At 65.9% G+C, this 12,964-nt stretch carries 8 protein-coding genes; 5 read left to right on the forward strand and 3 right to left on the reverse strand.

Translation table 11 applies throughout. From position 1 onward, the window contains the following. Positions 1-23: 23 nt before the first annotated feature. Positions 24-4,241, reverse strand: coding sequence for an RHS repeat-associated core domain-containing protein (locus AC3ZJJ_RS05700; protein WP_489894376.1), 4,218 nt, complete (start codon positions 4,239-4,241; stop codon positions 24-26). Between the two features lie 79 nt (positions 4,242-4,320). Next, positions 4,321-6,792, reverse strand: a complete 2,472-nt coding sequence (locus AC3ZJJ_RS05705; protein WP_489894378.1) for a DNRLRE domain-containing protein — start codon at positions 6,790-6,792, stop codon at positions 4,321-4,323. Between the two features lie 509 nt (positions 6,793-7,301). Here AC3ZJJ_RS05705 and AC3ZJJ_RS05710 point away from each other — a divergent pair. Beyond that, complete coding sequence (locus tag AC3ZJJ_RS05710; RefSeq protein ID WP_489894380.1) at positions 7,302-9,044, forward strand: ThiF family adenylyltransferase; 1,743 nt, start codon at positions 7,302-7,304, stop codon at positions 9,042-9,044. Between the two features lie 26 nt (positions 9,045-9,070). Continuing rightward, positions 9,071-9,538: a Mov34/MPN/PAD-1 family protein gene (locus AC3ZJJ_RS05715; RefSeq protein ID WP_489895703.1), complete on the forward strand. Its 468-nt coding sequence runs from the start codon at positions 9,071-9,073 to the stop codon at positions 9,536-9,538. Between the two features lie 210 nt (positions 9,539-9,748). Here the strand turns inward: AC3ZJJ_RS05715 and AC3ZJJ_RS05720 are convergent, their stop codons facing one another. After that, on the reverse strand, positions 9,749-10,771 hold the full coding sequence (locus tag AC3ZJJ_RS05720) for a hypothetical protein (protein ID WP_489894382.1): 1,023 nt from the start codon (positions 10,769-10,771) through the stop codon (positions 9,749-9,751). A gap of 579 nt (positions 10,772-11,350) precedes the next feature. Here AC3ZJJ_RS05720 and AC3ZJJ_RS05725 point away from each other — a divergent pair. The 3 genes from AC3ZJJ_RS05725 (at position 11,351) to AC3ZJJ_RS05735 (ending at position 12,620) form a co-directional block, all read left to right on the forward strand. Beyond that, entirely contained in the window at positions 11,351-11,611 is a 261-nt protein-coding gene (locus tag AC3ZJJ_RS05725; RefSeq protein ID WP_489894384.1) for a helix-turn-helix transcriptional regulator, read from the forward strand. 248 nt (positions 11,612-11,859) lie between these two features. Beyond that, entirely contained in the window at positions 11,860-12,204 is a 345-nt protein-coding gene (locus tag AC3ZJJ_RS05730) for a PadR family transcriptional regulator (RefSeq protein WP_489894386.1), read from the forward strand. Then, positions 12,201-12,620 carry a hypothetical protein gene (locus AC3ZJJ_RS05735; RefSeq protein WP_489894388.1) on the forward strand — a complete coding sequence of 140 codons (420 nt, stop codon included), beginning with the start codon at positions 12,201-12,203 and terminating at the stop codon, positions 12,618-12,620. The genes AC3ZJJ_RS05730 and AC3ZJJ_RS05735 overlap by 4 nt, the downstream gene beginning before the upstream one ends. Positions 12,621-12,964 lie beyond the last annotated feature (344 nt).

A 12,964-nucleotide genomic window follows, 5' to 3' on the forward strand; every position in this document is an offset into this window, starting at 1 on the left:
AAGCCGGGCAAATCTGAGCATTTTCATCTGATTTTCCACGGTATACCTCCGCCTCCACCGCGCGGTGCGCCTCTGCCGCCGCCACCGCCGCCACCGCCGCCCTTGCCTCCGCCACCCTTGCTGTTGCCATTCTTCGAAGGCTTCGTTTGATTTCCGCGCTTTTTCTTGTTGCGTTCCTTGTCGGCTTTCTGGTTCTTTGTCAGCTTCTTGCTGTAAGAGGCGTAGTCTTTGCGGTTGTAATTTTCGCCCGCTTTCTTAAGTCTTGACGCCTTCAGTTCAGCTTGGGTGTAGCCATCGGCTTGCCAGCCGCTAGCCCCCGTCAGTTTGCTCTCCCCTGAAAGGTCATGCCAGTTCAGGGGATCTTGGGGGTAGCTATAAGTAGTTGTGTTGCCGCCGGCGATGGGGTCGCGGCTGGTGAAGTGGCCGGTGGCCGAGTTGTACAGGCGGGCTCCCATCAGGATGAGACCGCTCGCCTCGAGCGCCCGCTGGTCCGCGCCATGCCAGCCGTAGGCGGTGGTGCCGGTGTCGATGGGGACGGACTGTTGGTTGCCGTATTCGTCGAATTGGGCCCAGGCGTCGATTCCTGTCGCCATGCCCGTTGTGGGCAGGGTGGTCGTGGCAACCGTGTCGCCGTGGGGATTGTTGATGGCGAGTTTGGCCACGCCGTCTTCGATGGTGAGGGCGAGGTCGCCGCCGATGGTGCTTTCGTAGCGGGTGGTGGTCGTGGTGGTTCCGATGGTCTGACTGGTCCACCCCGGGTTGTCGGTGCTGTCGGTGTAGTGCTTCGTGTGGATGCCGTTGGCTGTGCTGTCGAGGGTGAGGCGTCGCCCGTCCGGGTCTAGGCCGATGGTGGTGGTGTGGCCTCCCCGGGAGATGGTGCGGGCGGTGTCGTCGGCGTAGTAGACGAGGGTGATGTCGCCGGTTCCGGAGGCCTGGCTTTCGGTGTCTGGTGCGTCGGCGGCCGGGATGGTGGTTTGCCGCCCGAGCCCGTCGTACGCGTATCCCTGGCCGGTTCCGATGCGGTCGGCGGTGTCGTAGGTCCAGTTCCTGGGGGTGGCCGTCCCAGCGCCGACCGTCGTGATCAGCTTGATGCGGTTGCCGTTCCTGTCGAACGTATAGTCGCGGGTGGTGGTGGGTGTCACCGTCCCTTCGGTGGAGTCGGTGTTGATGGTTTCCCCGGCCGGCGCGGTGCGGTCCTTCACCTGGGTGAGGCGCGAGGCCTGGTCGTAGGAGTATTCGCGTTCGTAGGCCGCTGCCGGATCGCCTTCGCCCAGCCCGGCGAGGAGGATCCCGTCGGGGGTGGACTCGGCGACGACCTGTCCGGCGGCGTTGCGTTCCTGGGTCCAGGAGATCCAGGTGCCGGTTCCTGCGGTGCCGTCGGTGTTGGTGACGGGACCTTGGTAGGCGAGGGTGGTGGGTCGTCCGGCGGTGTCGTAGTCCTGGGTTTGGGACAGGTCGGCGGGCATGCCCTGGCGGGTGATGTTCCCATCGATGTTGTAGGTCGCGGTGTAGGTGGCGGTGTTGCCGGTGTGCCCATGGTTGGTGAGGGTCATCTTGGTGGGCAGGGGCCGGTATTCCGTGGTGCCGTCGCCGCCGCGCGCACCGTACCAGTAGGTGCTGGTGGACTGGGATGTCTCGGTTTTTTCGACCTCTCCGAGGACGTTGTAGGTGGTCGTGGTGGTCTCGTTGTTCGAGTTGGTGTAGCTGGTGGTGCGTCCCCAGAGGTCCAGGGTCCACGTCGTGTCGTCGTCGGCGCGGCCGTCGAGGACGCGGTTGCCGGTGTGGCGTCCCAGGGAGTCGTAGAGCTTTTCCTTGGGGGGAACCGCGGCGCTGCCGGGAACGCCGGAGGTGGTTGTGGTGGTCCGGAGGTCTTGGCCGTCGGCGCGGTAGGTCTGGGCGGTGGTGCGTAGGACCGTGGTGGTCCCGGAGGCGTATTCCCGGGTTTCGGCGACTTGGCCGTAGAGGTTGAACGCGGTCTGGTGTTCGGTGACGGATCCGGTGCCCAGTGGGACGGTCTTGCAGAGGTATCCGGCGTACTCGGGCTTGTTCGCGCACGCGGCGTCGGCGCCGGAACCCGCGGTGTAGTAGACGGTTTGGGCGGTGCCGGCGTCGGTTCCGGTGGAGGCAGGCTGCAGCGCCTTGGTGGTGCGCCCCTTCTCGTCCAGCCAGGTGCGGGTGTCGATGGTCGTTCCGTCGCCAACGTCCTGCTTGGACAGGGTCGGTGTGCCGTGGACCCAGCCGGAGCGCAGGTTGGCCTTTTCCGTAGCGGTCCGGCCGGCGCTGTCGTTTTCCCATGCGTTGTAGGCGTTGGTGACCTTGCCGATGACGGTTTCCGGGTCGGCGGCTTTGGCCTGGAGCTCCGCGGTCGTCTGCGGTTTGCCCTGTCCGCCTTCGGCCACGCTTGAGGTGATGGTGAGGGGGAGCATGCGGGGCATGCCGCCGGAATCGAGGTCGGTGACGGGCGTGTAGGTGGTCGTGGTGTGGACGCGGGTCTCGCCGGCGGCGTGGGTCGGGCTGACAGGTCCCCACGTGTCTGTGGGGAAGGTGCCCACATGCTCCGCGTGTCCATCGGGAAGGCCGGTGAGATCTTCCGCGACCGGGTAGGCGGTGATGGTCGCGAAGTCCCAATGGCTGGTGTAGACGCCTTCGCTGAGGGTGTTCGTGTCTCTCGCGTTGGTGCGAATTTGATCGGTCGCGGACGGGGTGTAGGCGCGTACGGGGAGGTTGTCCCCGTTGTAGACGGTCGCGTCGTACTGCCAGGCGCCGGCCCCATGGGAGGCAGTGTTGGTGGTGCGATTGAGAGCGTCCCAGTAGGTGATTTCTGCGTGCTTCCAGTCTGCGGACGCTAGTCCCAGAGTGTCGGCACGGGAGGTGTTGATGGTCTTCCCAAGGCCGAACACGGCGGCGCCGGCGTAAGGTGCTTCCTGTTCCCACAGGCCGGTGGTTCCGGCGTCGAGTTTGGGCAGGTTGGTGCCATCGCCGTTGGCGGGGACGCCGTAGACGATGCGCGCGGTCTGGATCTTGCCGGCGCCGGTGGCAGCGTCGCCTCGGTGGACGGTTTCCACCCAGTCCGGGCGTCCACCGGGGTTGGAACCGGTCCCGTAGCCGTAGTACAGGGGCGCGGAGGTGAGGGTACCGTCGCTGGCCTTCTCCTCGGTGCGGATGATGGAGGGGACCCCGGCCATGGTGAGCGCGCCGTAGTCGTAGTGGGTGGTGTCCCCGGTGCGGGAGTCCTTGACGGTGGCGAGGACGGTTTGGGTGCCGTGGGTCTTGTAGGTGTAGTGGGCCTGTTCTTTGGTGGCCATGGCTCCGGCCCCGTTGTTCGCGGCCGGGTCCCACGCGGTGTAGTTCACGGTGGAGAGGCGGTTGGTCCCGGTTTCATAGGCCAGGTCCAAGATGCGGCAGCCCTTCGCGGCGTTGGCCGCGACAGGGGCGGTGCAGTCGATCGCGGTTTCGGTACCGGCAGTGATTCTCGTGGTTTTCCCGGCGGTGTCGCGGGTGAAGCGGGTGGTGCCGGTTGCGGCGGTGCCGCTGACGGTCTCCGGGGTCCATTCGTGGACGGCGGTGCCGGATTCCAGCACCGCTCCCTTGGTGAAGGCGGTGGTGGTCCCGTCCGGTTCGGTGGCCTTGATGCGGGCCGCGGTGCCGGTGCCGGTGAGTTCGAGCTTGATCCCGGAGGCGGCGGCGTCCTCGTTGGCCGGGGTGTAGACGCCGGTCTTCAGGGAGGTTTTGGTGTTGCCGGGCTGTCGGAAGACCAGGGTGGTTTCGTCGGTGTCGATCAGGGTGATGGTGCCGTCGACGGCGGTGGCCTCGGCCACCAGCATCCCGGCGAGTCCCTCCTCGGGGCCGTCGATGTTGGCCCGCCATCCGGCACCGAGGATCGCGGAGTTAGCGCCGATCCCGGAATAGGAGGAGTGGGTGCGCGAAATGGAGAGGCCGGTGTTGCCGGCGTCAATGGACACGTCGGTTTCGCTCAGGTTCAGCTCGCCAGTGGTCAGGGCGACCTGCCCGTCGCCGGCCTCGGTGGTGGGGAAGGCGTTGCCGAAGGCGTGGGGGAGCCGGGTCACGGGTGTCGCGTCGTTCGTGCTGTTGGTCGAGCACTGCACATTCTGGGGGGCCGGCTGGCCCGCGTAGGTGAAGCAAACCTGGATCTCGACGAGGGCCGCGATGCGTTCCTTGCCGAGGTTCTTCAGCGCGTCGGTTGGCGAGGCGGCGATGTCCAGGGTGGTATCGACGAGCACGTCGGCGTTTTGGGCGACCGGAGCGAGTTCCTGGGCCTTGAGCCACCCGTGCGCCGTGTCAGCGCTGCCGTAGGTGGTGTCATCGACGGTGTCTTGGGTTTTGCGCGGGCCGCCAGTACACGGCGGGGGTGACGGTTCCGGTACCGGAGGCGGGGGCCTTGGCCTGAACGCGGAACGCGTCCGAGGTCGTGGTCCCGGCGGTCGGGGAGGTGAGCGCGGCAAGACCGTTCATGAACGTGAACGTGCGGATCCCCGAGACGTGGCCGGCCTTGTCCACGGCGCGGACACGCAGTTGGTGTGCGCTGGAGGGGTTCCAGTCCAGGACGGCGGTGCGCGGGCTCGTGCCGGCCGCGGCCAGGTCGGTCCAGGTCCCGCCGTCCTTGGAGTACTGGAAGACGGCGGTGTCGCTGGCGGTGGAGCTGAACGTGAACTTGTTGGACGCCGGCTTGGCTTGCAGCCACCCGTTGTCGGTGTAGGCGGTGGAGGCCACGGAAGGGGTGCCGGGCGCGGTGGTGTCCACGGTGAACGTCGTGGTCGCACTGGAGTTCTTAGAACGCAGGGTCCCGTCGTTGGCCCAGGCCTTGACGGTGTAGGTCTTTCCATTGACCCGGTTGTTGGGTGAGACGAGCGTGGACACGGCGCCGGAGGCGACCGTTGAGCCTGCGGTCTGGCTGAACCCGACGTTGCCGTCGCTGTCGGCCACGGTGAACTCGGCCTTCACGTTGCCCTTGTCCGGGTCCGAGACGGTGGCCTGGAAGGTGGGCTTGAGCGTCTTGACGTACTTCGTGGTCCCGTACGTCGTCATCTGGCCCGTCGCGAAGGAGACCGCCGAAGGGGTGCCCGGATAGGAGTTGTAGGTCACGACGAGGTGGGGTTCGGCGGTGTGGGTGCCGTCGACGTAGTTCCCGGAGCGGTAGCGCTTCCAGGAGTAGCTGTTCGTCTCGTCCGACGAGATCAGCCGCAGCCCGTAGTTCAGGGTCGGGTTGTCCGCCCAGTACTGCGCGATCGGGGTGACGGGGAAGTTCACGGACCCGGCGGGGCAGGAGGACGAGGAGTAGCCCTTGGACTGGGTGTTGGCGCCCTGTCCGGTCTGGGTGGCGGGGGCCATGTTGGACCAGAGCATGGTGCTCACCGTCCAGTTCTCGGTCACGCGCTGGGCCTTGATCTCGGCGGCGTTGCAAGAGTAGGAGTAGAAGTTGTTCATCCGCACGTTGGCGCTGACGATCTTCTTCCCGGTCAGGTCGACGGTGTTGAACTTGATGTAGGAGCGGGCGCGGGTGGTGCCGCCGTCGAAGGTTCCCACGCGCAGCTCGGCCGAGCCGCCCTGCGCGGTGGAGGAACCGGACTGGACGTAGGTGTCGCCGTTGGTGACCCCGGACCAGGTCGGGTCGATCGTGACCGGGTACTCGCGGTCCGCGGACCGCAGCCACTCGGCTCCGGCGGTCAGGACCAGGACCTGCTTCCCGTCCTCCTCCATAAGTTCGGTCTGCACGGGTGTTTCCGCGGCGGGCAGGCCGGAGGCCTCGTTGGTTTTCGCGTCCCACATCAGCGGGGTCGGGGCGTAAAAGACGAGCTCCCCGTCGCGGTCCGTTACCCGGATCTCGGAATTTGCCGGGTTCAGGGACGCCTCGAGGCCCTTGGAGAGGGTGAGGGGGAAGCGGAGCACGACGTCGCCCTCGGGCGCCTGGTCCAGGACCACGTTGTGCTGGAAGCCGGTGCGGGTCGGCTGGACAACGACCTGCGCCTCGGCCGTGCCCGCGGGTTCGGTGGAGGGTGCGCTGATCGGGGCCGCGGCTTCCGGCGTTTCGCTTGGCGCTGGGGACTCCGGGACCGGGGCCTCGGAGGTTTCCGGGACGGTGGGGTCGGAGGAATCCTCGGCCGGGGCCGTGCCGCTCTCGGTCGCCGGGGCCGGGGACGTGGACGGGACCTCGGAAGCGTCGGTGGGTGCGGTGGGTGTGGGGGAAGCGGGGTTGTCCGTGGCGGGGACGACGGGGACCTCGACGCCTGCGTCGTAGACCGCCTCGCCGTCGGCCAGCTCCGGGGTGGGCAGGGTTCCTTCCCACCCCAGGACCAGCGTGTGGTCGGAGGCGTCGCCGGTGCCGGACATTTCGACCAGGGGCACGGTCCCGTCGCTGCCGGCCTTCTCGCCGTTGGAGACCTCGAGCCGGGCCCCGGCCCCGGTGTATGCCTCGCCGGCGTCGGAGAACACCCCGGTCTCCCCGATGGGCTCCATGGTGCCGTCGCCGGCGTCGCGGAACTTGGGCAGGGTGTAGGACTCCAGGGTCCAGGTCCCGTCGGGGTTGGAGAACACCTGGGAGGTCTCGGAGCGCTGGGAGGTGTCCTCCACCCGGTGTCCGGTGGCCTTCGCGGTGACCTGCGCGGACACGGCGTCGGGACGGGTGTCCGTCTGCCCGGTCTCGGCGGCGGCCGGGGCTTCGCCGAGGGGTTCGGCGGCCGCCGGGAAGAGTCCGGCGCCGACGAGGGCGAACGAGCAGGCGGTCGCGGTGACGGCAAGGAAACGGCGGACGGACACATTAACGGCAGCAGGCACCGTTACCCCCAGTTAAAAAGAAGCCCCCGCACTCGGCAGGGGCTTTTCGAATGAATTGAGAAAAAAGTACCTCACGAAATACTCACAGGCAATACCCAGAATGTTGGCAGTTCGCACACATCCGCGACGGACACGAGCACCGTTCCTCACGGCGCGCGACGGGCATGCCAGCGTCCGTCTTACGGACACTATGCAGGGGGGGACCAGGAATAGCTTCCACTGGTGGAGGGGGTCAAAGTGTTAGGCCGCCATTCGAGAGGTGCACGCTGACTTTCGTCCAAATTGTCGCACCGACGTGGCACTCTTGTGGCAGGAGAACACGCTCCTGACATATGAGGAGAAAGGTGACCGCATGGCAAAGCCCGAAGAGCAGCCTACGAACCCCAAAAAGCCCGACCACCCGGTCCACCCGACACATCCGGTCCACCCCGGCAAGGGCAAACCCGAGGTCCCCCCGGGGCCCTCGAACCCGCCCAATCCTCCCGGCAACAGGCCGGTCGGCTGATTCCATGCTGAGTTTCCTGCCTTGGTGGGAACGATATCCCGGGCGACTTGAGCACGAAATTGCCGTGCTCAAGTCCCTCGGGATTGTTGTTCAGGAGGACCCCGATTCCCGCATGAAGGGGATCATTAGGTGGAACCTCGTCGCGCCGGACGAGTACACGGGGCACGGCGATGTTCGGCTTGTCGTCACCTTTCCCGAGTTCTACCCGTATTTGCGACCTGACGTGACCGCACCGGACCTCGACATGCCGCACCACCAGCATCCCTTCGGGAAGAACCTTTGCCTCATCGGCCGCGCCTCGTCTGCTTGGGACACAAGCAACGACGTTGGCTGGCTCATTCGGGAACAACTAAAAAAAGCGCTCGTGCTCGGCCAATCCAACGGGCGTGGCGGGGACGAGGAAAACCAGGGCGAGCCCTTCTCCGACTACTACCAGTACGGTGCCAACGCGATGGTTCTTGTCGATAGCGCGTGGGCTCCTCGTGCCGGCGCGGCCGGAGGCTCGGCCACGCTGCGCGTCACGGGACCCAAGCCCGGGAACTCCACAGCGCCGAGCCTCTTCGCGGTCACAACCATCAAGGAATCACACGGCACCCAGGAATTCGCGATGCCGACCGCGGTGGCAGAACAGTTCAAGGAATGCGAGGAGTGGACAGCCCGCTGGAACCACATAGAGGCACCCATCAAAACTTTGGGCGGGGCCGAGTTGTGGAAAGCGGTAGAGGACGCTGACACGTCACCCGTAGGGGCTCCGGTGCACCCCGGCACCGATTCCGCCCTGCGTCTGGTCTCGTTCAGTGAGGAGCATTCTCAGGAAGAGTCGGGCACCGGTTGGATCCTCCTCATGCGACAGCTGGGCCAGTGGATGCCAGCAACGAAGAAGGACCGGAATGCCGGAAACCCTGCCCGGCGTTCTCCCCGCCGCGAAGCCACCACTTATCACGTGGTGCGTTCCGGACGGATCGGAACAACGGACATGCGTGCCCGCACCGGGACGGACTCCGCGTTGTCGTCAAAGCGGGTTCTCCTGATCGGCGCAGGAGCTGTCGGAAGCGTCATCGCCGACCAACTTGCCAGAGCAGGTGTCGGCGCCCTCACGGTCATTGACCACGACGTTCTCGAACCGGGCAACCTCGTGCGACATGCAAGCAACCTAGCCTTCGTCGGTGCCCACAAAAGCGATGCGGCCGTCGCACTTGCCACGCATGCCAACCCCTACATAGAGGTGCAGTCACACCAGTTTCCCGTGGGAGGAATGGCCTTCGGGACCGGGCAGCGGCGGATCTTGGCGGAAGAGTATGACCGTGCGCATCTCATCATTGATGCCACCGCTGAAGTGGGGGTTCAGAGACTCACAGCATCCCTCGCCAAACAGGCGGGAAAGCCGTGGATTGCCGCCTGGGGAACGAATGGGGCCCGGGGAGGCGTCGTCGTTCGAGTGCCCCCGGACGCCGCATGGTGTTTCGCCTGCTTCGAGTGGACGCGGTCCGAGGACGAACGGCTTCTCCCGCCAGCGAGCCCCGCACCCCTAACCCAACCTATTGGCTGCGCCGAACCCACTTTCGTCGGTTCTGGCTACGATCTCAACGAAATCGCCATCCACGGCACACGGACGGCTGTCGCAGCACTTCTCCAACGTCCTACCCATGACGTGGCCGTACTGACACTCGAGCATTCAAGCGGGGCAGATTTGCCCCGATGGGATGTATTCCCCCTCTCTGAACACCTTGAGTGCAGCCACAGGTGAGCACCATTTGGTTGGGCAACGGCGTCATGGAGGGACTGCTATTGGAAGCGAGAAGGTGCGCTCCGCTGGAAACGGGGGGTGTCCTCCTGGGCTGGCGAGACGCTACCGATGTTTGCGTCACGAACATCATCGGTCCGGGACCGAGAGCTACCCACGACCGCACCTCCTTCATGCCCGACGCCGACTGGCAGGCCGAGCAGGTTGCGCTTCTCTATTCCCAATCCGGTCGACGCTTGGCCTACTTGGGCGACTGGCATACGCACCCCGGCGCAGCGCCCATACCGAGTGCACGTGATCGGAAAACACTGCGAGTGATCTCCCGGCACCGGCCCGCCCGCTGCCCCAATCCCATCATGGTGATCCTCGGCCAAGTACACGAGGGCGAGCGGTGGACCACCGCCGGCCACTCAGTCGTGCGGGAGTGTTTTCCGCCGACGATTCGTGTGGTCGAGTCGACGGTGAGCGTCGACGCCAGCCTCCGAGGATGGAGCTAAGCCACAGAGTTTGCCGGACGCCTGAGTTTCCCCCCGGGTCAGCGCGGCAACCTGTTGGACCGCCTAGGGGTGTTAGGGCCGACCAGCGCCAATGGGTCGGCGGCTGCGAGAGCACACGAGCCCGTTGCGGTTTCACGTGTGCATCCTCTGCAAGAGAGTAGTGCCTCAAGACCTGTTGTTTATTGAGGCAGAACGGGAATGCGCTGTGGGTCAGTCTTCGGAGACCTCGCAGATGTGGAGTCCCTGCTGGACAAACCAGACCAGCTGGCGTGTCGGTTCGTCCAAAAATCCTTGCCACACGTGCGTCCCGGCCAGGTGCTCGTGGGTCATTCCGAGGTCTGAACAGCGCCGCCGGATATCCTCCATGAGCGACTTCGGCGTGTTGTCCTCCGAGGCCCCGAAGTAGGCGGAAAGAATCGCAAACTGACCCGGGGCGAGCGCGTGGACCTGTTTTGGGTCCACGTCATCGAAATACACGCCTTCCTTCTGGGCCCTTGGGCGCTGGTCCGCGGCCGACAGGTAATCCCGCAGCCATTGCACTGCGCTCAGCGTCTGCTCGGGAAGTCGGAAGGCTTCAGGTGACTCGACGATCCCAGAAGCCGCGGTAATCACGCGCCGCGACTGCGCGCCCGCGGGCACGAAGCGACGGTTCATCTTCGCTCCGGCCAGTTCGTCTCGCATCAGGGCCATCGCCGCCAGCAGCTGTTCCAGTTCGGTGCTTCTCTCCCGGACGCCTGGGTGGACCACGTCAATGTCGAGCCATTCCACTTGCCGGGCCAGCTCGCCGCGCACTCGCCTGTCGAGCCACCGTGTGATGCCGTCGCCTTGGTTCGCCACGCGGATGATGCTGGTGGGTTTGCCCTCGATCAGCGCGGACTGCCGGCCAGCCTCCGCGACCGCTGCGGAGTACTCGTCGAGACGGAACCGGCACTCGGGGAGGGAGAGCCGTTCGATCGGGAAGGAATCATGTTCCCAGGCCCATTGGTCCCAGGTCACGGTGTCCTTCGTGAGAGAAAGCCTGACGGTGAGCGTTCCTTCCCCGGGATCACCACAGGGGCAAACCAGCAGAGGCAGCCTGCCAGTGGGCGGGAACCAGTCCGTTAGCGGGGCACGCCCCATGAGGACATCGGCGGCAAGTCTCTTGTCGTCCAGATTGAACACCGTGACGGTTTCGGGGTGGTCGTCGGCCCCTCCGAGATCGGAGACTGTGCGGCCGTCGAGGACGAATTCCACGCGGGACTCCACTCTTCGGGTGACCCAAGCAGGCATGTCCGGGCCGCCGGCGAGGGTTACCCATGGCTGAACGCGGATCTCCAGTGACGTCATGGACCAGATCATTCCACGGGTTGCCGTACAACGGCTGGCCACGTAGCACTGCGAAAGCACCGCCATTTATCGCTGTGAATTGCAGATCTCAACTCCACGACGCCCAATGCGCGTCTCAGCGAGACGTTTGACCAGACGCTGCCTGTGCGCGGTCGCCGCAGCGTATGACGCCTATCCCCGCGCGTGTGGCTCGCGCCCGTGCTCAAGGACCGCCCATAACTGGTCCCGCTCGGCACCCGTGACAGTCACGACTTCGAAGTTGACCTCGCTACCCCCGCCGGGTTCGAATGTGCGGAAGTGGCCACCGCGTAATTCCTCCACTACGGGCCAGTCAGGCCCGTAGTCCTCCTCGCAATACTCACCAACGGCTCCTGCTGCCGCAGGGCCTGGTCGGAGGGTTCGCCGTCGCAATGATCGCCTCCATAATCCTCGCTTTCCTGTAGATCGCCGGACTCGGCCTGACGGGGACGGGCTGGATCATCTACGGTGCTGGGATGCTCGGCTGGATCGCCGTCGGCGCCTTCATGGGACGGCGATGAACAACCACCTCAGGTCACTTCGCGAGGGGGCGCGGCTGGACCCAAGGGGGCGCTGGCCGACCAGCTCGGCGTTTCGCGGCAGACCGTCAACGCGCTGGAGACCGGCCGCTACGACCCCGCCCTGCCCCTGGCCTTCCGCATCGCCCGTCTCTTCGCCCAACCCTTCGAGTCCATCTTGATGCCGGATGAAGAAGACGCCCTTCTCTGAAACCAAACTGGAAGGGCACGCTTGCCGCGCATCTTTGCGGCGGCCCAAGGCTGGAGGCGAGTAAAACGCGATCGGTGTGGCGACCCACTCGCCGCGCCCGCTTGGGAAAGTGTGGGCGACCCATTCTATGCACGCGTACGCATCCCGCCGGACATGATGGTTCGGTCCCAAGAACTCAGCCAGCGGCTCCGATCGCGGGTGAGCCACACTAGGTTGTTCATCTGAGTAGATCGCGCTACGATCTAGCCATGGAGAATCCCAGCTGGCCGGCCGAATGGCTGCGGAGCGCACTGACCGGCTCCGTCCTCTCGCTCATCGGGGAAGGTGAGACGTACGGATACCTCGTTGCCCAGCGGCTGGCCGACGGCGGTCTGGGGGTGGTGAAGGGCGGGACGCTGTACCCGCTGCTTGCGCGCCTGGAGCAGGACGGCGACGTCGAGGCGACGTGGCGCGAAGGGCCAAGCGGCCCGGGCCGCCGGTACTACGCCATCACGCCCGCTGGTCGGCGGAGGCTGGATGCGCTCAGACTGGACTGGGAAGCGTTCACTACGGCCACCACGGCCATCATCAACGGGAAGGAAGGCACGCCATGACCGGGGGACCGAACGAGGAGTACACGACCGAGCTCGCGGAGGCGCTCGAGTCCCGCGACGTGCCCGAGCGGGCGGTCGCCCGCATTGTCGGTGAAGTCGAGAGCCACGTGGTTGAGTCGGGGGAGGACCCATACGACACGTTCGGTCCACCGGCCAGGTACGCGGATGAGTTCGCGCCCCGCTCGCGCGGGAGGGAACTCCTCGTCGTGGCGGTCCTCGCCGGTCTCCTGGGCTTCGGAGGCGGTTTTATGGTCATCAGTGGCGTGTTCGGTCTGCTGGATCCGGCGGCCGATCTCTGGGGACTGGCGCCTTGGGTGCGGCTGACCGCGGGTTTGCTGATGTTGGCGTCCTTCGTCGCACTGGCGGCCGGGTACGGGGTCCGCTCGCGCCGCCGCGCGGCATCCTGGCAGTTGTGAGGCGCGGCGCGACGAGGACGATGGCCCGTCTGGCGGCGGTTTGCGGTCTTGGGCATGGCCCTCGTCGTCTAGGACCTTGATGGCATGCTGGTGGTGCAATGGGGATCGCCCGCGCTGATCCTGTGGGCCTCCGTCCTGTTCACGCGGTTCGGGGGCCCCGATCGTCCTGAGCTTCATCGGACCCGTTGCGAACTTCGTCATGTCCATCCGCCTTGCCACCGCAAGCCTGAACTAGCCGCGAGGAACCAGTCGCCCATCGCCGGGGCCGGCGGGGGGCCACTGGCGTTCCAACTTCGCACGCTCCGTTATCGGCGTTTTGGGCGGCGCCCGCTGGAAGCACCAGG

This window comes from Arthrobacter sp. AOP29-A2-19 (assembly GCF_058138025.1).